Below are 24,791 nucleotides of genomic sequence, written 5' to 3'. Positions count from 1 at the left end.
TCGCGACCCGTCGTCAGCGGCGACGCGGGTCGCGGGCGGTGTCCGTGAAGAAGTCCTCGTAGAGGCCGGCACCGTCCTGCAGCTCGCCGTACTTCCACCGCTTGCGCATCCGACGGAACGTCTCGATGCGCACCGGGTCGACGCCCTGCTGGGATTCGTACTTGCCCATGGTTCCTCCCCGCTCGTGGTCGTACCCCCGATCGGGGGCATCCGATCGTGACGGTACGGGTGCGTGGCCCGTCCGTCCGGCAAGATAGGTAGGGAAGTTACCTAACTGCGCTTGGTGGACAAACGTTCGAGGTGCGTCCGCCCGCGCCCGTACTCTGCCGTCAAGGGGACGGGGCGCCGAACTCGAGCGCCTCGATGACCCGGTCGATGACCCGGACGTACTTCGCCCGCTCCCGTTCCGTGAAGGAGGACAACAGCTCGTGCAGATGCTCGTTCGTGCTGTCCATCGCCGTCGCGTAGGCACGCTCGGTCTCGGGGGTCAGCTCGATGTAGCGACTCCGCCCGTCGTCCGGGTTCGGCACACGGCACAGGTGCCCGGCACGCTCCAGTCGGTCGACGGTGCCGGTGACGGCCGGGCCGCTCAGGCCGAGGTGCGACGCGAGGTCCTTGACCCGCACCTTGCGTTCGGCGGCCTCGGCGCGGGCGACGAACTGCAGCACCGTCAGGTCCGAGCCGGAGACGTCCATCCGCTCGCGGAGTCGTCCCCGCAGCGCTCCCATCGCGGCTTCGAGCCGGGTGATGGCGGCCGTCAGGTCGATCTCACTCACGCGGTCGCCCCTTCGGTGCGCATCGGTTCCGCGCAACGATACGCCGCGCTCACCGGGACAGCGTATCCAGATAACGAGGGGGACCGCGGGATCTGGACATCTGAGCCGTGGGGGTGCGCATGGCCGACCCACTGACCGACGACTTCGCCGAGGGACAGACCACGACGCCGGCGACGGTCCGGTTCGAGGTGTCCGGCGGCCATCCGGACGACGCCGTGCGGGACCTCGGCGCGGTCTACGGCGGCACGCAGTGGGTCGCGCGGCTGACCGACGCGCCGTTCGACTACCGGTACACGGCGATCGGCGACGCCGAGGTGACCATCCGCCGGTCGCAGTTGCGCGGCGCCCTCTCCGGTGTGGTGCCGGCCGGTGGCGACTACGTCGTGACGTGGATCAGCTCCGGCACCGCCGAGATCGAACGGCTGGGGGAGCGGTACGCCCTGCCGCTCGACGCCCCGGCACTCTTCCCGCCGGACCACGACTACGCCTTCCGCACCGCGGACTACGACCAGCGGGTCGTGCACCTCGACCGAGCGTTCGTCCGCCGGGTCGCCGTGACGCGCACCGACGTCGGCGACCACGCGCTGCGCTTCGACGACCGGCACGTGCCGGGGTCCGAGACGGCGCGGCGCTGGCAGGGGGCGTTGACGGCGCTCGCACGGTCGCTGCGCGTCGGCGGCACGGACTCCGTCGCCTGGCAGACCGCCAAGGTCACCGCCGCCGAGGTCTTCCTCGACATGTTCCCGCCGAAGCTCGACGATCTGCCCGGGGTGCTCGGGCAACCGCGCAACGCCCGTCTCCGTGCGGCGGTCGAGTACGTCCACGACCACGCCGCGGAGCCCGTCACGATCGGCGACCTGTCGGCGGCGTCGGGGTTGAGCGTGCGCTCGGTGCAGGAGTCGTTCCGTCGGGTGTTCGACGTGTCCCCGCTGACGTACCTGCGGCAGGTGCGCCTCGACCGGGTGCGCGCCGAGCTGCTCGACGCCGATCCGCTCGCCGGGGCGGTCGGGGACGTCGCGCGCCGGTGGGGGTTCGCGCACCTCGGGCGGTTCTCGGCGGCGTACGCGGAGCGGTTCGGGGAGTACCCGAAGCAGACACTGCGGCGCTGACGGTCGCGGTGCGGCGCTGACGGTGCGGTCCGCCGCGCGGTGCGGCGCTGACGGTGCGGTCCGCCGCGCGGTGCGGCGCTGACGGTGGGGTCCGCCGCGCGGTGTCAGCGGTCCGCGGGCGCCGGTCCGGTGCTCCGGCGCACGCGCAGGGTCGTCGGCAGCCGGACGTGGTCCGACGTCGGCTCGCCGCGCAGCATCGTGAGGAGCATCTCGACCGCCCGCGAGCCGAGCTCGACGAGGGGCTGTGCGACGGTGGTCAGCGGCGGCGTGGTGGTCGCGGCCTGGGGCACGTCGTCGAACCCGACCACCGACAGGTCCCCGGGCACGTGGAGTCCGAGTTCGGCTGCGGCGCGGAGCACACCCACCGCCGACGAGTCGTTCGCCGCGAACACCGCGGTCGGACGGTCCGGTCCGGCGAGCAGGTCGCGGGCCACCTCGGCCGAGCGGTCCTCCTGGTAGCCGCCGTCGCGGACGAGTGACTCGTCCACCGACAGGCCCGCTGCCGCCAGTGCGCGTCGGTAGCCGGCCTCGCGCAGCTGTGCCGACGCCAGGTCCGGACGACCCCGGAGGTGCGCGATCCGGGTGTGCCCGAGCGCGACGAGGTGCTCGACGGCCTGGACGGCCCCGGCCTCGTTGTCCGAGTCGACGGTGGCGTGCCCCTCGGGGCCGGTGTGCGGGTCGATCGCCACGACCGGGATCGACGAACTCGAGAGCGCCGTGCTCGGGGTCACCACGATCGCGCCGTCGATGAGCGTGCCGGACAACCGCGAGAGCGACCGGCGTTCCCACCCCTTCTGCTCGGCACCGGTCACGAGCCCGGCGTACGCGAGCAGTTCGTACCCGGTGCCGGTGGTGGCGCCGGACACTCCGCGCAGGAGCTCGGTCGAGAACGGCTCGAACTCGGTGACGAGGATGCCGATGACGTTCGTCCGCGAGCTGCGGAGGCTGCGTGCGACGAGCGAGGTCTCGTAGCCGAGCTGCTCGACGACCTCCTGCACGCGCAGGATCGTCGCGGGGGCGACGCCGTCGCGTTGGTTGATCACCTTCGACACCGTGGGGATCGAGACTCCGGCGGCGCGTGCGACGTCCGCGATGGTGACCCGGCCGGCTCCGGGACGCATGCCGAGAGCCGTGTCCATGTGCACACCGTACCGCTGAGCTGACGCCCGAATTGGTAAAGAAAACGTTATCGATATCGATTGACACGGCTCGATGGCACCTGGCACGCTCTCCGCAGCGGCAGTCGATGTCGCTGATTGTCAACGACGACACTTCAGGAGATCCACGATGACGAGGAAGATCCGTGCCACGGCAGCCATCGCGCTGATCGGGGCGACAGCACTGGTGGCCGCAGGCTGCTCGGCCGGCAGCGACGCCGCCGGGGGCGACAGCGGCGACGGGAAGGTCTCGATGACCTTCTGGAACAACTCGACGACCGGGCCGGGCAAGGCCTTCTGGCAGGACACCGTCAAGGCGTTCGAGGCGAAGAACCCGAACGTCACCATCACGATCCAGGCGATCCAGAACGAGGACCTGGACGGCAAGCTCCAGACCGCCCTCAACTCGAACTCCGCCCCGGACGTGTTCTCGCAGCGCGGCGGCGGCAAGATGGCCGCGATGGTCAACGCCGGCCAGCTGCTGGACATCTCCGACTCGATCGGCTCCGGTGCCAAGAGCGGGATCAGCGACGGATCGTTCAAGGCCTTCGAACTGAACGGCAAGACGTGGGCGATGCCGACGAACGTCGACCCCGAGGGCATCTGGTACAGCCAGGACCTCTTCGAGGAGGCCGGCATCGAGGGCACGCCGACCACGATGGACGAGCTGAACGCCGACATCCAGAAGCTCAAGGACAAGGGCATCCAGCCGGTCGCCGTCGGTGCGAAGGACGCCTGGCCGGCGGCGCACTGGTACTACAACTTCGCGCTGCGGGCCTGCTCGTCGAACGTGCTCAACAAGACCGCGCAGGACCTGAAGTTCGACAACAAGTGCTGGAAGCAGGCCGGTGAGGACACCAAGGCCTTCTTCGACACGAAGCCCTTCAACGACGGCTTCCTGACGACCTCGGCCCAGCAGGGTGCCGGCAGCTCCGCCGGTCTCGTCGCGAACCACAAGGCCGCGATGGAGCTCATGGGTGCCTGGGACCCGGGCGTGATCTCCTCGCTCACCCCGGACGGCAAGCCGCTGCAGGACCTCGGCTTCTTCCCGTTCCCGGAGGTCTCCGGCGGCAAGGGTGCGCCCGGCTCGATGATGGGCGCCGTGGGCGGGCTCTCCTGCTCGGCGAAGGCCCCGAAGAAGGCCTGCACCGACTTCCTCAACTTCGTCACCACGAAGAGCGTGCAGGAGAACTACTACAAGGCGTTCAACTCGATCCCCGCGAACAAGGACGCGCAGTCGGTCGTGACCGAGCCGTACCTGACCACGGTGCTCAAGGCGTACAACGACGCCCCGTTCGTCTCGAACTACCTCGACACGCTCTACGGCCAGAACGTCGGCAACGCGCTCAACACCAGCGTCGTCAACCTGCTCGCCGGCAAGGGGTCCGTCTCGGACATCGTGTCGACCGTCAACCAGGCCGCGGCGAAGGGCTGAGACACATGACCACCTCCGTCGCACCGCGCTCGAACGAAGCACCGGCCGGGACGGGGCGTCGCACGGGCGGGGCCGACGGTTCGCCGTCGGCCCCGGCCCGCCGGGTCCGCAAGGGCACCGACGTCCGCACCCGGGTCGAGATCGCCGTCCTCGCCGGTCCGGCGGTGATCATGTTCGTCGGGTTCGTCATCCTGCCCGTCGCACTCGCCGCCTACTACGGCTTCTACAAGTGGCAGGGCTACGGCGCCCCGGTCGACTTCGTCGGCCTGCAGAACTACACCGTGATCTTCACCGACCCCGACTTCCGGGCGGTGCTCTGGCACAACCTGTTCATCGTGATCGGCTCGCTCGTCGTGCAGGGCCCGATCGCGATCGTCCTCGCGCTGCTGCTCAACCAGCGGATCCGCGGCCGCGGGCTCATCCGCGTCCTCATCTTCCTGCCGTACGTCATCTCCGAGGTCATCGTCGGCACCGGGTGGAGCCTCATGCTCCAGTCGAGCGGTGCGCTCAACGACCTGCTGCAGAGCATCGGCCTGGGCGGCCTGCGGAACGACTGGCTGTCGAACCCCGACATCGCGCTCTGGACCCTGCTCGGGATCATCTCGTGGAAGTACATCGGCTTCGCGGTGATCCTCTTCCTCGCCGGCCTGCAGAGCATCCCCGAGGATCTGTTCGAGGCCGCGCAGCTCGACGGTGCGAGCTACTGGCAGATCCAGCGACGCATCACGCTGCCCCTCCTCGGACCGACGCTCCGCATCTGGGCGTTCCTGTCGATCATCGGGTCACTGCAGCTGTTCGACCTCGTCTACATCATCTGGGGGCAGTACATCGCCTCGACCGCCGGGACCTCGACGATGGCGACCTACATGGTCGGCAACGGCCGCCTGTCCGGCAACTACGGGTACGGCAACGCCGTCGCCGTGGTGATCTTCCTCATCTCGCTGGTCGTCGCCCTCGTCTACCAGCGGTTCGTCCTGCGCCGCGACACCGCCGGCGCCCTGACCGAGAAGAGCGACCGATGACCGCCACCGCCTCCATCGTCGCGCCGAAGCGCCGCCAGCGTGACACCGGACCCGTCCGGCGTGAGCGCAACCTCGGCACGTACTTCATCGCGCTGCTGTTCATCGCCGTGTGCATCGGCCCGGTCGCGTACATCGTGCTCGGCGGGTTCCGCACGAACTCGCAGATCACCGCGAGCCCGGCTGGACTGCCGAACCCGTGGCAGATCGGCAACTACGTCACCGTCCTGACGAGCGGCGTGTTCTGGCAGCAGCTCGGCAACTCGGTGATCGCCGGCGTCACCACCACCCTCGGCGTGGTCGTGCTCGGCCTCATGGTGAGCTTCGTGCTCGCCCGGTACCGGTTCCGGGGGAGCGGCGCGCTCTACTCGCTGTTCGCGGCCGGCCTGATGTTCCCGATCACGGTCGCCATCACGCCGCTCTACATCCTCGTGAAGGACCTCGGCCTGACGAACAACCTGGCTGGTGTGATCCTCCCGCAGATCGCGTTCGCCCTGCCGACGACGGTCATCATCCTGGTGCCGTTCCTCCGGGCGATCCCGGACGAGCTCGAGGAGGCGGCCGCCATCGACGGCGCGAGCAAGCTCGGGTTCTTCTTCCGGATGGTCGTCCCGCTGTCGCTCCCCGGCGTCGTGACGGTCGGCATCCTCGCGTTCATCGGCAGCTGGAACAGCTACCTCCTGCCGCTGTTCATCCTGAACGACGCGTCGACCTACACGCTGCCGCTCGGGGTCCAGGCGTTCGCGTCCCAGTACTCGGTCGACACCGCCCGGGTGCTCGCGTTCACCTCGCTCTCGATGATCCCGGCGCTCGTGTTCTTCGCGATCTTCCAGAAGCGCATCGTCGGCGGCCTGACCGGGGCGGTGAAGGGGTGACGGCGACGGACGCGACACGGACCGTCGGACGCGAGCCGCGCCTCCAGTCCGACCCGGGCCGTGTCGAGGACGCGACCGGCGCCGACCGCGCGACCGCCCTGCTCGCCGCCATGACGCTCGAGGAGAAGACCGCGCAGCTCGTCGGCTACTGGCTCGACCAGAACGGCGTGGTCGCCCCGATGCAGGGGGAGATGGCGGCCCACGACGACGCCGACGGCCGCACCCTGGCCGACGTCACGCGCCACGGCCTCGGCCAGTTCACCCGCGTCTACGGCACCCGCCCCGTCGAACCGGACGAGCGCGCGGCGTGGCTGTGGTCGGAGCAGCGACGACTCAAGCGCGAGACGCGACTCGGGATCCCCGCACTCGTGCACGAGGAGTGCCTCACCGGGCTCGCCGCCTGGAAGGCCGCCACGTTCCCGACGCCGCTGGCGTGGGGCGCCGCCTTCGACCCGGAGCTCGTCGAGCGGGTCGGCGAGGCGATCGGCGACTCGATGCGGCAGCTCGGCGTGCACCAGGGCCTCGCCCCGGTGCTCGACGTCGTCCGCGACCCACGGTGGGGGCGGGTGGACGAGTGCATCGGCGAGGACCCGTACCTCGTCGGGACGATCGGCACCGCCTACGTCCGGGGCCTGCAGCGCGCCGGGGTGGACGCGACGCTCAAGCACTTCCTCGGGTACTCCGCGTCGCAGGCGGGGCGGAACCACGCTCCCGTGCACGCCGGGCCGCGCGAGGTCGCGGACGTCTTCCTGCCGCCGTTCGAGATGGCGCTGCGCGACGGCGGCGCCCGGAGCGTCATGAACTCGTACGCCGAGGTCGACGGCGTGCCGGTCGCGGCGAACGGTGACCTGCTGACCGACCTGCTCCGTGGCCGGCTCGGGTTCGACGGCACGGTGGTCGCCGACTACTTCTCGGTCGCGTTCCTCGAGGTCATGCACGGCGTCGCCGCCGACCGTGGCGAAGCGGCCGCACTCGCCCTCACCGCGGGCATCGACGTCGAGCTGCCCACCGGGGACGCCTACCTCGGGCCGCTCGTCGACCGTGTCCGCTCCGGTGACGTCGACGAGTCGCTCGTCGACCGTGCGGTGCTCCGCGTGCTCCGGCAGAAGGAGCGGCTCGGGCTGCTCGACCCGGACGCGTTCGAGGACGAGCCGCCGACCGGGATCGACCTCGACACCCCTCGGCACCGGACGCTCGCGAAGGAGCTCGCGGCGCGGTCGCTCGTGCTGCTGTCGAACGGGCCCGAGGCCCCGGTCCTGCCGCTGGCCCCGGGTGCGTCGGTGGCACTGATCGGTCCGAACGCCGATCGCGCCGAGGCCCTGCAGGGCTGCTACTCCTTCGCCAACCACGTGCTCGCCGCGCACCCGGACCTGCCGCTCGGCTTCGCCATCCCGACCGTGCGCGAGGCGCTGACGGAGTCGCTCGGGGCCGACACCGTCCGGTTCGCCGCGGGCTGCGCCGTGACCGGCGACGACCGCTCCGGGTTCGACGACGCGGTCGCGGTCGCGGAGCGCTCCGACGTCGCGGTGGTCGTCGTCGGCGACCAGGCCGGACTGTTCGGCCGCGGGACCGTCGGCGAGGGGAACGACACCGAGTCCCTCGACCTGCCGGGCGTCCAGCGCGAGCTCGTCGAGGCGGTGGTCGCCACCGGCACGCCGACCGTCGTCGTGCTCCTGACCGGACGACCGTACGCCATCGGGTGGGCGCTCGACGGCGACGCTCCCCGTCCGGCCGCGGTGGTGCAGGCGTTCTTCCCCGGCGAGGGCGGTGGTCTCGCGATCGCGGACCTCCTCACCGGCGCCGCCGCACCGTCCGGTCGCCTGCCGGTCTCGCTCCCGCGGGCCGCCGGCGCGCAGCCGTACACGTACCTGCACCCGCGCCTCGGCGGGCCGTCCGACGTGACCGCGACCGACTCGACGCCCGTCCGGCCGTTCGGGTTCGGGCTCTCGTACACCTCCTTCGCGTACGAGGAGCTCGTCGTCGACCCGACCGTGTCCAGCGCGGGGGCCTTCGACGCGTGGGTGACCGTCCGGAACACCGGGGAGCGTGCGGGCGAGGACGTGGTGCAGCTGTACGGGCACGACGTGCAGGGGAGCGTCACCCGGCCGGTCGCCCAGCTGCTCGGCTACGCCCGGGTCGCGCTCGGCCCGGGGGAGTCCGTGCGCCTGCGGTTCAGCGTGCCCGTCCAGCGGTTCGCGTTCACCGACCGTGCCCTGCGGAAGGTGGTCGAGCCCGGGGACGTGGAGGTGTGGGTCGCGTCCCACGCTGCAGCGTCCGGACCGACCGGTGGGGTGCGCGCCGACGGGATCGTCGCGGTGGGCGGCGGGACCGGCCCCGCGCCCGTCCCCGGGTCCGCCACGGCGCGTGCGGTCGTCCGCGTCACCGGGCCGGTGCGCGAGGTCGAGCCGTCCGACCGGCGCACGGTCACCTGGGAGCGGGTCTGACCGGACCGACGACGGGACGGACGGGAGGCGCGGTGCGGGCTCGCACCGCGCCTCCCGTCGCGTCCGTGGCGGGCATCCGGGTCAGAGCATCCCGGTCAGCACCCCGCCGTCGGCGCGGACCGCCGCACCGTTCGTGGCGGACGCCCGCGGGCTGGCGAGGTAGGCGACGAGGTCCGCGATCTCGTCGGGCCGGATGAACCGTTCGAGCAGGGTCGTGCGGTTCTGCCCGATCACCGCGGCCTGCACGGCCTCGACCGGAGCGTCCTGCGCGGCCGCGATCGTCTCGATCGTGGCCGCGACCCCGTCGGACCAGGTCGGGCCGCCGAGGACCGTGTTCACGGTGACGCCCGTCCCGCGGGTCAGCTTCGCCAGGCCGTTGCCGAGCGCGATCACCGCGGCCTTCGTGACGCCGTAGTGCACCATGTCGACGGGCACGTTCACGCCGGACTCGCTGCTGACGAACACGATCCGGCCCCAGCCGCGCTCGAGCATCGGGTCGAGCAGTGCCCGGGACAGTCGGACGCCGCTCATCAGGTTGACGTCGAGGTACCGCTGCCACTCGTCGTCGTCGACCGATCCGAAGTCGGCCAGGCCGAACAGTCCGACGTTGTTCACGAGCACGTCGACCTCCGGGAGCTGCTCGAGCAGCGCGTCCACCTGCGCCGGGTCGGCGAAGTCCGCCGGGATCCCGGACACCTCGGCGCCGGGGAGCGCCGCTCGCAACCGGGCGACGGCGGCGTCGACCCCCGTGCGTTCCCGTCCGTTCAGCACGACGCGGGCTCCCTCCGCCGCGAGGGCTGCTGCGACGGCGTACCCGATGCCCTGCGTCGAGCCGCTGACGAACGCCGTCCGGCCCCTGATGTCGAGATCCACGTCGTACTCCTGTCGTGTCGGTTCACTTGCTTGGGCAAGTCAATGTACGCAGGTTCACTTGCCTGAGCAAGTCATGCTGGTACGCTCTCCCCATGCCGGACGACGCCACCACCACCGGGCTCACCGCTGAGGAGCTCGGGGTCTGGGTCGCCCTCGCGACCGTGCTCGAACGACTGCCGACCGCGCTCGACGCGCAGCTGCAGCGTGACAGCGGCCTGACGCACTTCGAGCACGGCGTCCTGTTCGCCCTCGACAGCGAACCCGACCGGACGCTGCGGATGAGCGTGCTCGCCGCCGCCGCGAGCTGCACCCTGTCGCGGCTGTCCCGCGCGGTGACGCGGCTGGAGCAGAAGGGGTGGGTCCACCGCGTGGTCGACCCGACCGACGGGCGGTTCACCCTCGCGGTGCTCACCGACAGCGGGCACGAGCGGGTCGTGGCGTCCACGCCGGCGCACCAGGCGCTCGTCCGGCAGGTGGTCTTCGACGCGCTCACGCCGGCCCAGGTGCGGCAGCTCGGCGCGGTCAGTCGACGCATCGCCGAGGCCGTCGGCGGGACACCGGTCTGGTCCCCGCCGACGCGGTGAGTCAGGGGCGCGGTGGAGCCGTGTAGGACCCGTTCCGAACGTCCTCGACGAGTGACCGCTCCGACGGGTCCCAGCCGTAGGTGGCACGTGCCTTCGTCGCGAGGAGGTGCGTGGACGTCGTCAGCGTCCGGACCGCCGGGCCCATCTGCGCCTCGGCGACCTCGAGCGGGACGGAGACGCTCGGGGTACCGGTGAGGTCGCCGATCGCCTCCGCGAGTTCCCGGAAGGTGAACGGCACCGAACCGACCGCGTTGACGACGCCGACGACCGGGTGCTCGATCGCCCGGACGTACAGGTCGGCGAGGTCGTCGACGTGCACGGGGTACCAGGCGTTCGCACCGTCGCCGATGTACGTCGCGGCGCCGTTCGCGACGGCGGCGTCGATGAGGCCGGTGACGAGCCCGGTCCCGCCGCGGCCGAAGACGAGCCCGGCGCGGACGGCGATCCCGGTGATGCCCGGCGCGCCGAGCACGATGCGTTCGGCCTGCGCCTTGACCGGCTGGGCGCTGACCTCGGGGAGGACCGCGTACTCGGTGACGTCCGTCGGGTCGAAGCCGTAGACGAGTCCGGTGGAGGTGTAGACGACGGGCTTCGGGGAGGTCCCGGTGGTTCCGGGCGTTCCGTTCGTTCCGGGCGTTCCGGGCGTTCCGTTCGTTCCGGCGGCTTCTGCTGCTCCGGCGGTGACGGCGCGGACGGCCGCGAGCTCGTCCTCGGTCGACTGCGCGGTCGGTGCGTAGTCCGAGGCGGCGTACACCACCGCGTCGGCCGCCGCGGCTGCGGTGCGGAGCACCTCGGTGTCGGTGATCGAGCCGGCGACGGGCACTGCGCCGGCCGCGCGCAGGCGGGCGGCGCTCTGCTCGGAACGGGCGAGCGCGGTGACGGAGTGGCCGGCGGAACGGAGGTGTTCGACGAGGACCGAGCCGAAGTAGCCGGTGCCGCCGATGACGAAGATCTGCATGGACGGCACGCTAAACTCTGACATCAGTGTCAAGGTCAAGCGAGGAGCAGCGACGATGCAGATCGGCGATCTGAGCCGGGCGAGCGGGGCGAGTGCCCGGTCGCTGCGCTACTACGAGCAGCTCGGGTTCATCCGACCGGAGCGCCGGGCCAACGGCTACCGCGAGTACGACGAGTCCGACGTCGAGACCGTCGGCACGATCAAGATGCTCCTCGACCTCGGGCTGCCGACGGCGCTCATCGAACAGGTGCTGCCGTGCACCCGCGGCCGGAAGGTCGAGGACCAGTGCCCGGGCATCATCGACCAGGTCGTCGCGATCCGGGACGACATGGACGCGCGGGCGCAGCGGCTCCTCGCGACCAGGGACGCCCTGTCGGAGTCGCTCTCGCGCGTCGGACGCTGAACCGCTCCGCAGGCGGATTCCGCACGCGTGCAGCGACCGTCCCTAGGGTGACGCCATGCATGACGAACCTGACGGGGGCCAGCACCCGATCGTGCCGACCGAGCGCGGTGCCGTGCGCCACGGTCGCCAGCGGCGCGCAGCCCGCACCCTCTTCCCGGCGATCGGCGGCGTCCTCGCGATGGCACTCGTGCTCACGGGCGGGTACGCGGCCTGGTCGTACGCGCAGCTCGACAGCGCCGTGACGAAGGTGCACGTCGCGCTCCCGCACCCCTCGGCGTCCGCCGACGTCGACGGGTCGGCCGAGAACATCCTGCTCGTGGGGGACGACCACCGTCCGGCCGACGCCACCCCGCAGGAGCTCGCCGAGCTCGGCACGCAGCTCGACGACGGGGCGACGAACACCGACACGATGATCGTGCTGCACATCCCCGCGGGCGGGGGCAGCGCGACGATGATCTCGTTCCCGCGCGACTCGTGGGTGCCGATCCCCGGCCACGGCACGTTCAAGCTGAACAGCGCGTTCTCGGACGGTGCTGCGAACGGCGGCGGCGACGCCGGTGGCATGCGCCTGCTCATCCAGACCATCGAGAACATCAGCGGCCTGCAGATCGACCACTTCGTGCGCGTCTCGCTGCTCGGCTTCTACCAGCTCGTGAAGGCGCTCGGGCCGATCCAGGTCTGTCTGAACGAACCCGCCCACGACCCGAACTCGAACGTCGACCTCCCGGCGGGGAACTCGACGCTGAACGCCTCGCAGGCGCTCTCCTTCGTCCGGCAGCGCGACGGGCTCCCGCGCGGTGACCTCGACCGCGAGGTCCGCCAGCAGTACTTCCTCTCGCAGGAGGCCCGCAAGGTCCTCTCCGCCGGCACCCTCCTCAACCCGGTGAAGGTGTCGGACCTGCTGCACGGTGTCGGGGACGCCGTGCAGATCGACGACGGCCTGAGCATCCCCAGCCTCGTCAACACGTTCCGCAGCATCGACCTGTCGAGCATCCGGTCGACGACCATCCCCACCGCGGGGACCCCTACCATCGACGGCTACTCGACGGTGGCGGTGGACTTCGGCGCGGTGCCGGCGTTCATCCAGGGCATCGTGGGCGCGCCCGCGGCGTACACGGCGGCGAAGGCGGCGTCTCCGTCGAGCGTGCACGTGTCCGTGCAGAACGGCGGCTCCACGCCGGGCGGTGCGACGGCCGCCTCGGCAGCGCTCACGGCGAAGGGGTTCGTGGTCGGGGCGCCGAGCGACACCACCACCACGGCGGCCACGGTCGTCGAGTACCCGAAGGGCGCCGAGGCCGCAGCGAAGGCCGTCGTCGCGGCGGTCCCCGGAGCCACGGCGGTCCTGTCGGCCACGGTGTCGGGAGTGACGCTCGTGCTCGGGACCGACGGGCACACGGTCGGGGCCGCGGGGGCTGCCGGTTCGGGCTCGGGTTCGGCCGGCTCCGGCTCGGGCTCTACCGGCTCCGGCTCGGGTTCGGGTTCGGCCGGGTCCGTTTCCGGCGCGGGCGCTCGCTCCGGGTCGTCCGCGTCCGGCGCCTCCGGGTCGTCCGGTGCCGGGTCGTCCGCGCCCGCGGCCACCCCGTCGTCCACCCCGGTCGGCAACGCGTACGGCAAGCAGGGCACCTGCATCAACTGATCGCACCCCCGGCCACGGCGCCGTGTCAGCATGGAGCGTGCTGACCGTCGGGATCCTCGTCGTCGCGGGCGTGGTGGCCGGGGTGATCGGCACCGCCGGCGGGATCACCTCGCTCGTGGCCTACCCGGCGCTGCTCGCCGTCGGGGTCCCACCGCTCGCCGCGAACGTCACGAACTCCGTCGCGCTCATCGGCAGCGGTGCGAGCTCCGCGTTCCGCGCGCGGCACGAGGTGCGCGCCGAACCCGCGGTCCTGCGTCGCTGGATGCCGACGACCGTCGCCGCCTCGCTCGCGGGCGCGGTGCTCCTGGTCGTCACACCGGCGCACCTCTTCGACCGCATCGTCCCGTTCCTCGTGCTCGCTGGGGGACTGCTCCTGCTGCTGCAGCCGTTCATCGACCGTCGTCGTGCACGGGCCGCCGGTGACGCCGCGGGTGGGCACGGCGCCGCCGCCTCGGCCGGGATCGTCGGGGTCGGCGTCTACAACGGGTACTTCGGCGCCGGGTCCGGTGTGCTCATGATCGCCGTGCTGCTGCTCACCGGGGAGCCGTCCCTGCACCGTGCGAACGCCGTGAAGAACGTGCTGCTCCTCGCCGCGGACCTGTTGCCGGCGGTCGTGTTCGCGGTGTCCGGGCACGTCGTGTGGTCCGCCGCCGTGGCCCTCGGCGCGGGGGCGGTGGTCGGCGGGCTCGTCGGACCGACCGTCGCCCGGCGGGTGCCGCACGGGGTCCTCCGGGTCGCGATCGCGTGCTGCTCGGTCGCGCTCGCCGTGTACCTGTTCGTCACGGTGGCCTCGTCCTGATCCGCGGGGACGGTGGTCCCTGACGCCCCGGGACGACCGTCCGGATCGGTACGGTGGTCGGCATGGCACGATTCACGCCCCCAGCCGCCGACGCCGTCCGCGCACGCCTCCTGCTCGCCGCGCGCGACGAGTTCGCCGCGGCGGGGCTCGTCGGCGGCAAGGTCGAGCGGATCGCCGCCGCCGCGTCGAGCAACAAGGCGCAGGTCTTCCACTACTTCGGCAGCAAGGAGGGGCTGTTCGACGCGCTCGTCGAGCAGACCGTCGCCGAGACCTTCGACCTCGTCCCGCTCGACACCGACGACCTGCCCGGGTTCGCCGGCCGGTTGCACGACTCGTGGACCGAGCGGCCCTGGGCCCAGCGGCTGGCGACCTGGCACCGGCTCGAGCGCGCGTCGGCCGCTCCGCTCGAGGCGATCGTCGAACGCCGGACCACGATGGTCGCCGAGGTCGAGCGGGCGCAGCGGGCCGGTGTCCTGCCGCGCAGCTACCGACCCGCGGTGCTGCTCGGTCTCGTGCTGCACCTCGCGGCGTTCTGGAGCGAGGCCTCCGCGGAGTCCGAGGCCCTGACGCGCGCGGTGGTGCCGGCGCGGCGACGGCAGATCGTCGTCGACGCGGTCACGTCACTCGTCGGCAGCTGACGGTCAGGACCCCGCTCCGAACGGCAGGCCGAGGCCGAGGCCGAACGGCACGCCCAACCCGAGGAAGCCGGACGCGGCGACGGCGGCCGGGAGCACGACCGTGACGAGCGTCAGCGTCGCGCCGATGAGCACCGCCGCGAAGGCGAGGCCGTCGCCGCGCTCGCCGGTGCGCCGGACCTCACGGCGGGCGATGAGCCCGACGACGACCCCGCCGATCGGCGCGACGAAGGCGAGCGCGATGGCCACGACCGCGATGAGGCTCAGCGGAGCGACCGCGGTCGGGGCGCCAGCGGTCGGCGCGGCGTCGGGTCGGGTGGCGGGCACGTTGGCTCCGGGAGCGATGTCGGTCACGGCGACCGAGCCTACGAGTGCGACGACCGACGGGGGAGTACCCAGTCCTGGTGGCGTGGAGGCACTCCGGTGTGCCACGCTCGGTCCGTGGACGACGGACTCCTCTACGACCTCTGCAGCCGAGCGCGGCGCGTGCACATGCGAGCCGGCGGGTCGGGGCCGGCGCTCCGCGGGCTGACGGACTTCATCTCCGCCGCAGCCGATCCCCGGGGCACCTACTCCGACGCAGCCCTCGTGGCGCTCGTCGAAGCGGCGCCGGACCCGGTCGGGTTCCGGTGGGGGCTGGAGCGGCTCGAAGCGGTGAGCGCCATCCGGACCGTCCCGCCGTCGGACTACTCCGCCGACGAGGTGGCCGAGTACGAGGACGCCCAGGCTGCCCTGCTGCGCCGGATCGGCCGCGACAGCGGGGAGCCCGCGCCGGGCCCCGTCCAGGTCGTGAAGAACGTCCTGGAGCAGTTCGTCCGCCGCTGGTACTGACCCGCGCGCCCGGCTCAGCCGCGTCGTCCGGCGCGTGCGGCGAACGCATCGAGCGCCCCGAGCACCTCGTCGTTCCGGAAGAGGATGCCCTGCTGGTACTCGTTCTTCTTCGTCAGGATGCCAGCGGCGACGAGTCGGTCGAGGTGGGGGTACACGTTCTTCGCCTCGACACCCATCTCGGCTGCGAGGGTCGATGCGTTGAGGACGGGCTGCCGGGCGACCACATCGAGCGCCTGCCAGATGCCGGAGTCGCGACGGGCCGTGACGGCCGTTCGCCAGCGCGCTCGGATCGACGAGATCTCGTCCACGAGCTCGCGGGCGTTGCCGATCGCTTCGAAGGAGGCTTCGGCGACCAGACGGATGATCGGCTCGATGTCTCCCCGGCGGTAGTCGGTGAGCGCTCGGACGTACCCCACGGTGTCGGTGAGGAGGCCGGCGGAGACCGGCACCGTCACGTTCTGGGTGAGTTCGTTCGACCGGAGCATCGCCTGGAGGAGCGCCCGGCCGGTGCGTCCGTTGCCGTCGGTGAACGGGTGGACCGTCTCGAACTGGGCGTGCGTCACCGCGACCTGCGCGAGTCTGGGCAGGTCGAGTCGACGCGCGAACTCCATCACGTCGTCGACCAGCGACGGGACGCGTTCCCAGGCCGGCGCCACGTAGTCAGCGCCGACCGGCGTTCGCCCGCTGGTGCCGATCCACACGGCCTCTTCGCGGAACCGCCCGGCCTCGTGCCGGCGGTCGCCGCGGAGCAGCACTTCGTGCATGGCCAGCACGGTCTCCGTCGTCAACCGGTCGGACAACTCGATCGCGGTGCGCATCGCGCGGGTGTTCGACACGATCTCGCCCGCGTTGCGCTTCCCGACGCCGCCGAGTTCCGCGGTGAAGATCTGCCGCGCGCTCGCTGTCAGGTGTTCGATCTGCGACGAGGCAGCCGCTTCCGAGCGGAGCAGCAGCGGGGCGAACGGCGCGACCTCGCTCCCGAGGGACTCATCGAAGCGCGTGAGTGCTGTCGACGCCTCGTCTGCGAGGACCGACACGGCGTCGGACAGCCGCATGGAACGGTGCGCGATGCGGGGCGGAACCGCTGCTCGGTACGGCTCGGTGATCGTTTCCCGGCGAGCGGCTCGTGGGCCGTGCTCCGCGTACCGGCTCTGCCACTGCAGATCCTCGAAATCGAGCGACGGCCACGCTTCGGGAAGCAACGTCATGAGTCGGACCTCAGATTTTCTGTGATGAGCCATTATCTCAGAAAATCTGCCGCTGGCACACTGCGATCGCGCCCAGCTCAGCCCCGCTCGCGCAGGAACGCCACCTGCCGCTCCCAGTGCGCGAACCCACCGCCCTCGTGCCCGTTGTACGGGTACACCTCGATCGCCTTGTCCACCGAGCCGAGCGCGTTGTACGCCGCGAAGGTCGTCCGCGGCGGGACCACGTCGTCCATGAGCGCGACGGAGAACAGCGCCGGCGCGGTGATCCCCGCCGCGAAGTGCACCCCGTCGAAGTACGCGGCCGTGTCCCACACGGTGTCGATCGCATCGCGGTGCACAGACAGGTACCGCGCGAGCTCGAGGTACGGACCACCCACGGCGACGGCGGTGCCGTTCTCCCAGTCGCTGAGGAACGCGACGTCCGGCAGGAGCGCCGTGATCGGTCCGACGTGCGCCTCGACCAGCGCGGCCGCGGCGATGGTGATCCCGCCGCCCTGGCTCCCGCCGGTCAGCGCGATGCGGTCCGGGTCGACGCCCGGCAGCGAGCGGACGGCGTCGACGAGTCGGACGGCGTCGGTGTACACGCGCCGGTAGTAGTGGTCGGCGGGGGACCCGATCCCGCTCGTCATCCAGCCGCCGATGTGCGGGCCGGAGCCGTGCGGGTCCGGGGTGTCGCCGCCGGATCCCCACCCGCTGCCCTGGCCGCGGGTGTCCATCACGACGTGCACGTACCCGGCGAGGGCCCACGAGACCCGCTCGCCCGGCAGCCCGCGACCGCCGTTGTAGCCGAGGAACTCGACGACGACCGGCAGCGGCCCGGCGGCGTCGACCGGTCGTGACACCCAGGCCCGGACGGGGTCACCGGCGAAGCCCGGGAAGGTGAGGTCCTCGATGACGAGTCCGGTCACCGGGGTGTCGGCGGCGGCGAGGACGGGGTCGGTGCCCGACCCGGCGGCCCGGGCGTCGGCGACGGTCTCGGCCCAGAAGGCGTCGAAGTCGTCGGGGCGGCGGACCTCGGGTCGGTAGGCGCGCAGGGCGTCGAGGGGCAGGTCGGTGAACGGCATGTGGTCTCCTCCGGGGACGATGATGCCCCCGACGCCGTGTTGGACGGCGTCGAGGGCTGGTGTGTCCGCGAACGAACGGACGGACGAACGGACGGACGGACGGACGAACGCACGAACGGACGGACGGACGAACGAACGGACGGGCAGCCGCTCAGCGCGCGGCGGCCCGGTACTGCTCGAGCACCTCGGGGTGCGGGTCGCCGGCCACGACCGTGGTCGCCGTCTCCCACGCCGGCAGGCTCCCGGTGAGCACCCACGCCGCCTGCTTCGCCGCGCCGGCCGCCACGTACTCGCCCGGCTCCGGCACGAGGACGTCACGACCGAACACCTGCGCAGCGACGACCCGGACGGCCTCGTTGCGTGCGGCACCGCCGATGAGCAGCAGCCGCTCGACGGTGACACCGGTGCCCTCGACCGCCGCGAGGCCGTCCGCGAGCGCGCACAGCATCCCCTCGACCGCGGCCCGGGCGAGGTGCGCCCGGTCCGTCGTCCCCGGCGTCATGCCGAGCAGCGACGCCGTCGCGTCCGGTCGGTTCGGCGTGCGCTCGCCGACGAAGTACGGCACGAGCACGAGCCCGTCGGCACCCGCCGGCGCCTGCAGCGCCAGCTCGCCGAGCGCGTCGTGGTCCACGCCGAGCAGGCCGCCGATCACCTCGAGCACGCGCGCCGCGTTGAGCGTCGTGACGATCGGGAGGCGCGACCCGCTCCCGTCGGCGAAGCCCGCCACGGTCCCGCTCGGGTCGCGCACCTCGGCGTCGGTGACCCCGAAGACCGTGCCGCTCGTGCCGAGGGACACCGCGACGTCACCCGGGCCGAGTCCGAGGCCGAGCGCTGCCCCGGCGTTGTCGCCGAGTCCGGCGCCGACGAGGAGCCCCGAGGGCGCCACGGCGTCGTTCGGCAGCTGGACGTCCGCGGTGAGCGTGCCCATCGCCTCGTCGGGCAGGACGACCCGCGGCACGACGACGGAGTCCGCGGAACCCGTGGCACCGGCGACGCGCATCGGTCGTCCGAGCGCCGACTCGAACAGCTCCGCGTCGTACTCGCGCCGCACCGGGTCCCAGTAGGCCGTGCCACTGGCGTCGGAGCCGTCGGTGGCGAGGGCGTCGAGGTCGGGGCCGAGCGGACTCTCGTCGGCCGGACCGTACCCGCGCAGCCGCCACGACAACCAGTCGTGGGGGAGGGCGACGGCCGCGACCCGGCCGGCGTTCTCGGGCTCCGCGTCGCGAAGCCACCGCAGCTTGGTACCGGTGAACGACGCCACCGGCACCAGACCCGTGCGGGCGACCCATGCCTCCTGGCCCAGCTCCGCGACCATCTGCGCGGCCGCGTCGGCACTGCGGACGTCGTTCCACAGCAGCGCGTCGCGGACCACGCGGCCGTCCGCGTCCACCGCGACCATGCCGTGCTGCTGCCCGGCGATCGCGACGGCACCGACGTCGGCGAGCCCGCCGGCGTCCGCGACGGCGGTGCCGAGCGCGTCCCACCAGTGGCGGGGGTCGACGGACGTGCCGTCCGGGTGGGACGCGCGTCCCTCCCGGACGACGGCGCCGGTCGCGGCGTCACGGATCGTGACCTTGCAGGACTGGGTCGACGAGTCGACCCCTGCGACCAGGTCAGCCACGAGCGCCCATGAGGTGCTCGATGGCGAGCTGCTGCAGCTTCACGAAGCCGAAGCCCTTGCCGCCGAAGTACGCGTCGGCGTCGAAGTCCTCGTACGCGGAGCGGTCGGCGAGGAACGCGTCGTACGACTCGCCGTCGTTGAGCGTCGGCGTCGACAGCTCGCCGACCTTCGACGCCTCGAGCGCTGCCTGCACCTCGGGGTCGGCGCGGAACGCCTGCGCGCGCTCCTTGAGCAGGAGGTACATGCGCATGTTCGCGGCCGCGGAGTCCCAGACGCCCGTGATGTCCTCGGTGCGGCTCGGCTTGTAGTCGAAGTGGCGGGGGCCGTCGTACGCCGGGCCGCCCTGGGGTGCACCGTGTTCGAGCAGGTCGACGAGCGAGAACGCGTTCTGCAGGTCGCCGTGCCCGAAGACGAGGTCCTGGTCGTACTTGATGCCGCGCTGACCGTTGAGGTCGATGTGGAAGAGCTTGCCCTGGTAGAGCGCCTGGGCGATGCCGGCCGTGAAGTTCAGCCCGGCCATCTGCTCGTGGCCGACCTCGGGGTTGATGCCGAAGAGTTCCGGGCGCTCGAGCGTCTCGGTGAACGCGATGGCGTGGCCGAGGGTCGGCAGCAGGATGTCGCCGCGGGGCTCGTTCGGCTTCGGCTCGATGGCGAACCGGATGCCGTAGCCCTTGTCGGTGACGTACTGGGCGAGGAGGTTCACGGCCTCGCGGTAGCGCTCGAGCGCGGCCTGCACGTCCTTCGCGCTGTCGTACTCGGCACCCTCGCGGCCGCCCCACATCACGAACGTCGACGCGCCGAGCTCGGCGGCGAGGTCGATGTTGCGCAGGACCTTGCGGAGCGCGAACCGGCGCACCTGGCGGTCGTTCGAGGTGAAGCCGCCGTCCTTGAACACCGGGGCGGAGAAGAGGTTCGTCGTGACCATCGGCACGACGATGCCGGTGGCGTCGAGAGCACCCTTCAGGCGGTCGATCTGCGTCTGGCGCTCGGCGTCGGTCGAGCCGAACGCGAAGAGGTCGTCGTCGTGGAAGGTCAGGCCGTAGGCGCCGAGCTCGTCGAGCTTCTCGACGGCCTCGACCACGTCGAGGGCGGGGCGGGTCGGGCCGCCGAAGGGGTCGGATCCGTTGTAGCCGATGGTCCAGAGACCGAAGGAGAACTTGTCTGCACGGGTGGGCGTCGTTGCCATGGTGGTCACCGTTCGTCGTCGAAACAAAATGTTGCCGCGCCCAACATAAGCGGTAGTGTTGACTCTGGCAAGGACGTGATCGCAAGGGAGCGAGCGGATGGCACAGGACCGACTTCGAGTGGCCATGGTGGGCCACGGCTTCATGGGAGCCGCGCACTCACAGGGGTGGCGCACCGCACCGAGGTTCTTCGACCTCGGGGTCGAACCGGAGATGGCCGTCATCGTCGGCCGTGACCCGGAACGGACCGAGGCGGCGCGGCAGCAGTACGGCTGGCAGGCCGCGTCCACCGACTGGCGCGCCGTGGTCACCGACCCGGACATCGACGTCGTCGACATCTGCTCGCCCGGCTCGTCCCACGTCGAGGTCGCGATCGCGGCGCTCGAGGCCGGCAAGCACGTCCTGTGCGAGAAGCCCCTCGCCAACACCGTCGCCGAGGCCGAGGCGATGACCGCGGCGGCCGCCGCCGCACGGGCGGACGGCGTCCGCGCGATGGTCGGCTTCAGCTACCGCCGGGTGCCCGCCATCGCGTTCGCGAAGCGGCTGGTGGAGGACGGGAGGCTCGGCACCGTCCGACAGGTCCGCGCGCTCTACCTGCAGGACTGGCTCGCCGACGAGGACGGCCCGATGACGTGGCGGCTCGACAAGGCGCTCGCCGGCTCCGGCTCGCTGGGCGACATCGGCGCGCACGCGATCGACCTCGTCGAGCACGTCACGGGCGCACAGCTGTCGACCGTGTCCGGCACCCTCGAGACCTTCGTGACCGAACGTCCGCTGATGGCCGAGGGTGTCGGGCTGTCCGGCACCGCCTCGACCGAACGCGGGCAGGTCACCGTCGACGACGCCGCCTTCTTCCTCGGACGGCTCGCCGGTGGCGCTGCCGACGGGGCGATCGGCACGTTCGAGGCGACGCGCTACGCGACCGGCCGGAAGAACGGCCTCACGCTCGAGATCAGCGGGTCGGCGGGCGCGATCCAGTTCGACCTCGAGTCGATGAACGAGCTGGGCTTCTACGACGCCACCGCACCCGCGGGCGAGCAGGGCTTCCAGCGGATCCTCGTCACCGAGCCCGAGCACCCGTACATGGCCGCGTGGTGGCCGACCGGGCACCTCATCGGGTACGAGCACACGTTCAGCCACGAGGTGAAGGACTTCGTCGAGGCGATCGTCGCGGGCACCGACCCGTCGCCGTCGTTCGAGGACGGGCTGCACGTGCAGCGGGTCCTCGACGCGGTCGAGCGGAGCGCCGCCGACGGCAGCGCCTGGACGGTGATCTGAGTGGCTCCGACGAAGCACGCCCTCGTCGTCCGCGGCGGGTGGGACGGGCACATGCCGGTCGAGACCACCGACGCGTTCGTGCCGTTCCTGCGGGACAACGGGTTCGACGTGCAGGTGTCGGACTCGACCGCGGTGTACGCCGACCAGTCGGTCATGGCGGACGTCGACCTGATCGTGCAGGTCGTCACGATGTCCACCATCGCCGACGACGAGTTCGCCGGGCTGCAGCGAGCCGTCCTCGGCGGCGCCGGCCTCGCGGGCTGGCACGGCGGGATCGCGGACGCGTTCCGCAACACCGCCGACTACCTGCACATGATCGGCGGCCAGTTCGCGCACCACGCGGGGAAGCACCCGTCGGAGCGCACCGGCGAGCAGTCCGACAACTACATCCCGTACACGGTGCACATCACCGACCTCGGGCACGAGCACCCGATCACGCGGGGCATCGAGGACTTCGACCTCGTGACCGAGCAGTACTGGGTGCTCTCCGACGAGTACAACGACGTGCTGGCGACGACCACGCAGGAGGCGCGGGACTTCGACGCCTGGAACCGGCCGGTCACGGCGCCGGCGATCTGGACCCGGCAGTGGGGCGAGGGACGCGTGTTCGTCTCGGCACCCGGGCACCGGCTCGAGGTCGTCGAGTCGCAGCCGCTCCGCACGATCATCGAGAGGGGACTCCTGTGGGCAGCCCGGTGAACGGTCCGGCACTGCGGGTCGGTGTCGTCGGTGTCGGCAACATCAGCCAGCAGTACTTCGAGCACTTCCCGGCGCTGCCCGGCCTGGCGCTCACGGCCGTGGCGGACCTCGACGTCGACCGTGCCCGGTCGGTCGGCGACGCCCAGGGTGTCCGGGGCACGAGCGTCGACGAGCTCCTCGCCGCGGACGACGTCGACGTCGTGCTCAACCTGACGATCCCGGCCGCGCACGCCGAGGTGGCCACCCGGGCCCTGACCGCTGGCAAGCACGTCTACGGCGAGAAGCCGCTCGCACTCGCGACGGCCGAGGCCGCACCGGTGCTCGAGCTGGCCGCACGCTCGGGCCTGCGGGTCGGCAGCGCGCCGGACACCGTGCTCGGGACGGGGATCCAGACCGCGCGCGCAGCACTCGACGACGGGCTGATCGGCGACCCGGTCGGTGCCGCGGTGTCGTGGAGCGCCCCGGGGCACGAACTCTGGCACCCGGCGCCGGCGTTCTACTACCAGCCCGGCGGCGGCCCGCTGCTCGACATGGGGCCGTACTACCTGACGAGCCTCGTGCAGTTCTTCGGCCCCGTCGCCCGGGTCAGCGGGAGCGCCACCCGGTCGACCCGTGAGCGGACCATCGCGACCGGGCCGTTCGCCGGCGCACCGATCCCCGTCGACGTCGACACCCACGTCGTCGCCGTGCTCGAACACGCCAGCGGAGTCGTCTCCACGGTCACCGTCTCGTTCGAGGTGTGGGCGACCCGGGCGCCGCTGTTCGAGGTGCACGGCACCGCGGGCAGTCTCGCCGTCCCGGACCCGAACCGCTTCTCGGACCCGGTGTCGATCGCGACGGCCGACGACCGCGAGTGGCGCGAGCTGCCCGTGTCGGCCGGGTACGCCGACGCCGGCCGCGGGTACGGACTCGCGGACATGGCGCACGCGATCGCGACCGACCGACCGCACCGGGCGTCGGGGGACCTCGCGTTCCACGTGCTCGAGGTCATGGAGGCCGTCCAGACCGCCTCGCGGGAGCACACCGTCGTCACGGTGGCGTCCCGCGTCGACCGGCCGGAGACGGTCCCCGCCGGCGCGACCCCGGGATCATGGTGACCAGCACACGCAGCGAGGAAGGACGACGACGATGACGACGACGGACGGAACCGACGAGGCGGGGACGACCCGCGCCTCCAGGCCGGTCACCCTCTTCACCGGCCAGTGGGCCGACCTGCCCTTCGAGGAGGTCGCACGTCTCGCCGGCGACTGGGGGTACGACGGCCTCGAGATCGCCTGCTGGGGCGACCACCTCGACGTCCGCCGCGCCGCGACGGACCCCGCGTACGTCGCGGACCGCACGGCGATCCTGGAGCGCAACGGGCTGCAGGTCTGGACGATCGCGAACCACCTCACCGGCCAGGCCGTGTGCGACGACCCGATCGACCAGCGGCACGAGGACATCCTCGCGCCGCACGTGTGGGGCGACGGCGACCCCGAGGGCGTCCGGCAGCGTGCCGCCGAGGAACTGCAGTGGACCGCGCGTGCCGCCGCGGCGCTCGGCGTCGACACCGTCACCGGGTTCTCCGGATCCTCGATCTGGAAGACCGTCGCGGGCTTCCCACCCGTGCCCGCGTCGATGATCGACGCCGGGTACCAGGACTTCCACGACCGGTGGTCGCCGATCCTCGACGTGTTCGAGGAGGTCGGCGTCCGCTTCGCGCTCGAGGTGCACCCCTCCGAGATCGCCTACGACTACTGGACGGCGAAGCGGACGCTCGAGGTGTTCGCCGACCGCCCCGCGTTCGGGTTCAACTTCGACCCGTCGCACTTCGTCTGGCAGGACCTCGACCCCGCCGCGTTCCTGCTCGACTTCGCCGACCGGGTGTACCACGTGCACTGCAAGGAGTCGGTGAAGCAGCTCGACGGGCGCAACGGACGACTGTCGTCGCACCTGCCGTGGGGCGACCCCCGGCGCGGGTGGGACTTCGTCACCGCCGGGCACGGGGACGTGCCGTGGGAGCGGGTGTTCCGCGTGCTGAACCACATCGGCTACACCGGACCGACGAGCGTCGAGTGGGAGGACGCCGGCATGGACCGGCTCGTCGGCGGGCCGGAGGCACTGGCGTTCGTCCGGAAGCTGGGCACGATCGCGCCGCCCGAGGCCGCGTTCGACGCGGCGTTCTCGCGGTCGCGGTAGCGCGCCGCCACCACCCGCCCACCGA

General features: G+C 72.0%; 25 protein-coding genes. 15 read left to right on the top strand and 10 right to left on the bottom strand.

The window, feature by feature from the left end; all coding sequences use genetic code 11:
• Positions 1-13: 13 nt before the first annotated feature.
• Both BM028_RS18415 and BM028_RS02605 read right to left on the bottom strand, forming a co-directional pair.
• On the bottom strand, positions 14-169 hold the full coding sequence (locus BM028_RS18415) for a hypothetical protein (protein ID WP_156794753.1): 156 nt from the start codon (positions 167-169) through the stop codon (positions 14-16).
• A 160-nt stretch (positions 170-329) separates the two neighbouring features.
• A complete protein-coding gene (locus BM028_RS02605; RefSeq protein ID WP_070416822.1) occupies positions 330-776 on the bottom strand; it encodes a MarR family winged helix-turn-helix transcriptional regulator in 447 nt (148 codons plus the stop codon).
• Positions 777-895: 119 nt separating this feature from the next.
• Between BM028_RS02605 and BM028_RS02600 the strand changes: the two genes are divergently transcribed.
• A complete protein-coding gene (locus BM028_RS02600; protein WP_071295287.1) occupies positions 896-1,885 on the top strand; it encodes a helix-turn-helix transcriptional regulator in 990 nt (329 codons plus the stop codon).
• A gap of 104 nt (positions 1,886-1,989) precedes the next feature.
• Here BM028_RS02600 and BM028_RS02595 read toward each other — a convergent pair whose 3' ends face one another.
• Positions 1,990-3,024, bottom strand: coding sequence for a LacI family DNA-binding transcriptional regulator (locus tag BM028_RS02595; RefSeq protein WP_254789360.1), 1,035 nt, complete (start codon positions 3,022-3,024; stop codon positions 1,990-1,992).
• 148 nt (positions 3,025-3,172) lie between these two features.
• Here BM028_RS02595 and BM028_RS02590 point away from each other — a divergent pair, with 148 nt between their 5' ends.
• From BM028_RS02590 to BM028_RS02575, 4 genes are all read left to right on the top strand, one after another.
• Positions 3,173-4,477: an ABC transporter substrate-binding protein gene (locus BM028_RS02590; protein WP_092384370.1), complete on the top strand. Its 1,305-nt coding sequence runs from the start codon at positions 3,173-3,175 to the stop codon at positions 4,475-4,477.
• 5 nt (positions 4,478-4,482) lie between these two features.
• On the top strand, positions 4,483-5,499 hold the full coding sequence (locus tag BM028_RS02585) for a carbohydrate ABC transporter permease (RefSeq protein WP_092384368.1): 1,017 nt from the start codon (positions 4,483-4,485) through the stop codon (positions 5,497-5,499).
• The gene (locus BM028_RS02580) at positions 5,496-6,371 is read left to right on the top strand and encodes a carbohydrate ABC transporter permease (RefSeq protein ID WP_070416818.1); all 876 of its coding nucleotides are present in this window, start codon (positions 5,496-5,498) and stop codon (positions 6,369-6,371) included. The genes BM028_RS02585 and BM028_RS02580 overlap by 4 nt, the downstream gene beginning before the upstream one ends.
• A 110-nt stretch (positions 6,372-6,481) precedes the next feature.
• The gene (locus BM028_RS02575) at positions 6,482-8,815 is read left to right on the top strand and encodes a beta-xylosidase/alpha-l-arabinosidase (RefSeq protein WP_092384921.1); all 2,334 of its coding nucleotides are present in this window, start codon (positions 6,482-6,484) and stop codon (positions 8,813-8,815) included.
• An 81-nt stretch (positions 8,816-8,896) separates the two neighbouring features.
• On the opposite strand, the gene BM028_RS02570 is transcribed toward BM028_RS02575, so the two are convergent.
• Entirely contained in the window at positions 8,897-9,688 is a 792-nt protein-coding gene (locus BM028_RS02570) for an SDR family NAD(P)-dependent oxidoreductase (protein WP_092384366.1), read from the bottom strand.
• 92 nt (positions 9,689-9,780) lie between these two features.
• Between BM028_RS02570 and BM028_RS02565 the strand changes: the two genes are divergently transcribed.
• Positions 9,781-10,272 (top strand): MarR family winged helix-turn-helix transcriptional regulator, encoded by a 492-nt coding sequence (locus BM028_RS02565; protein ID WP_092384364.1) that lies wholly within the window; start codon positions 9,781-9,783, stop codon positions 10,270-10,272.
• Between the two features lies 1 nt (position 10,273).
• Here BM028_RS02565 and BM028_RS02560 read toward each other — a convergent pair whose 3' ends face one another.
• Positions 10,274-11,230: an NAD-dependent epimerase/dehydratase family protein gene (locus tag BM028_RS02560; protein WP_175495964.1), complete on the bottom strand. Its 957-nt coding sequence runs from the start codon at positions 11,228-11,230 to the stop codon at positions 10,274-10,276.
• Between the two features lie 55 nt (positions 11,231-11,285).
• Here BM028_RS02560 and BM028_RS02555 point away from each other — a divergent pair, with 55 nt between their 5' ends.
• The 4 genes from BM028_RS02555 (at position 11,286) to BM028_RS02540 (ending at position 14,706) form a co-directional block, all read left to right on the top strand.
• Entirely contained in the window at positions 11,286-11,633 is a 348-nt protein-coding gene (locus BM028_RS02555) for a MerR family transcriptional regulator (RefSeq protein WP_070416814.1), read from the top strand.
• A 55-nt stretch (positions 11,634-11,688) separates the two neighbouring features.
• Complete coding sequence (locus BM028_RS02550; protein WP_092384360.1) at positions 11,689-13,269, top strand: LCP family protein; 1,581 nt, start codon at positions 11,689-11,691, stop codon at positions 13,267-13,269.
• A gap of 37 nt (positions 13,270-13,306) precedes the next feature.
• Complete coding sequence (locus BM028_RS02545) at positions 13,307-14,068, top strand: sulfite exporter TauE/SafE family protein (RefSeq protein WP_175495963.1); 762 nt, start codon at positions 13,307-13,309, stop codon at positions 14,066-14,068.
• A 62-nt stretch (positions 14,069-14,130) separates the two neighbouring features.
• Positions 14,131-14,706, top strand: a complete 576-nt coding sequence (locus tag BM028_RS02540; protein ID WP_070419199.1) for a TetR/AcrR family transcriptional regulator — start codon at positions 14,131-14,133, stop codon at positions 14,704-14,706.
• Positions 14,707-14,709: 3 nt separating this feature from the next.
• Here BM028_RS02540 and BM028_RS18410 read toward each other — a convergent pair whose 3' ends face one another.
• Positions 14,710-15,057, bottom strand: coding sequence for a DUF4190 domain-containing protein (locus BM028_RS18410; protein WP_175495962.1), 348 nt, complete (start codon positions 15,055-15,057; stop codon positions 14,710-14,712).
• 87 nt (positions 15,058-15,144) lie between these two features.
• Here BM028_RS18410 and BM028_RS18405 point away from each other — a divergent pair, with 87 nt between their 5' ends.
• Positions 15,145-15,534, top strand: coding sequence for a hypothetical protein (locus BM028_RS18405; protein WP_175495961.1), 390 nt, complete (start codon positions 15,145-15,147; stop codon positions 15,532-15,534).
• A 14-nt stretch (positions 15,535-15,548) separates the two neighbouring features.
• Here BM028_RS18405 and BM028_RS02530 read toward each other — a convergent pair whose 3' ends face one another.
• From BM028_RS02530 to xylA, 4 genes are all read right to left on the bottom strand, one after another.
• Positions 15,549-16,589, bottom strand: a complete 1,041-nt coding sequence (locus BM028_RS02530) for a Fic family protein (RefSeq protein WP_217647215.1) — start codon at positions 16,587-16,589, stop codon at positions 15,549-15,551.
• A gap of 230 nt (positions 16,590-16,819) precedes the next feature.
• On the bottom strand, positions 16,820-17,806 hold the full coding sequence (locus tag BM028_RS02525) for an acetylxylan esterase (protein WP_092384354.1): 987 nt from the start codon (positions 17,804-17,806) through the stop codon (positions 16,820-16,822).
• A 151-nt stretch (positions 17,807-17,957) separates the two neighbouring features.
• Positions 17,958-19,427 carry a xylulokinase gene (locus BM028_RS02520; protein WP_092384352.1) on the bottom strand — a complete coding sequence of 490 codons (1,470 nt, stop codon included), beginning with the start codon at positions 19,425-19,427 and terminating at the stop codon, positions 17,958-17,960.
• Positions 19,420-20,613: a xylose isomerase gene (gene xylA / locus BM028_RS02515; protein ID WP_092384350.1), complete on the bottom strand. Its 1,194-nt coding sequence runs from the start codon at positions 20,611-20,613 to the stop codon at positions 19,420-19,422. Before xylA ends, BM028_RS02520 begins: the two co-directional genes overlap by 8 nt.
• A 97-nt stretch (positions 20,614-20,710) precedes the next feature.
• Between xylA and BM028_RS02510 the strand changes: the two genes are divergently transcribed.
• The 4 genes from BM028_RS02510 to BM028_RS02495 are packed head-to-tail and all read left to right on the top strand — an operon-like array spanning position 20,711 to position 24,766.
• Entirely contained in the window at positions 20,711-21,889 is a 1,179-nt protein-coding gene (locus BM028_RS02510; protein WP_092384348.1) for a Gfo/Idh/MocA family protein, read from the top strand.
• 51 nt (positions 21,890-21,940) lie between these two features.
• A complete protein-coding gene (locus BM028_RS02505) occupies positions 21,941-22,588 on the top strand; it encodes a ThuA domain-containing protein (protein WP_441294438.1) in 648 nt (215 codons plus the stop codon).
• Entirely contained in the window at positions 22,573-23,685 is a 1,113-nt protein-coding gene (locus BM028_RS02500; RefSeq protein WP_254789359.1) for a Gfo/Idh/MocA family protein, read from the top strand. Before BM028_RS02505 ends, BM028_RS02500 begins: the two co-directional genes overlap by 16 nt.
• Positions 23,686-23,716: 31 nt before the next feature.
• Positions 23,717-24,766, top strand: a complete 1,050-nt coding sequence (locus BM028_RS02495; RefSeq protein ID WP_092384344.1) for a sugar phosphate isomerase/epimerase family protein — start codon at positions 23,717-23,719, stop codon at positions 24,764-24,766.
• Positions 24,767-24,791 lie beyond the last annotated feature (25 nt).

The sequence above is a fragment of the Curtobacterium sp. YR515 genome (genome assembly GCF_900113095.1).
In the GTDB taxonomy this organism is placed as follows: Bacteria; Actinomycetota; Actinomycetes; order Actinomycetales; family Microbacteriaceae; genus Curtobacterium.
The sequence above is the reverse complement of the archived record's forward strand: the minus strand, read 5'-3'. Positions and strand labels throughout refer to the sequence as shown.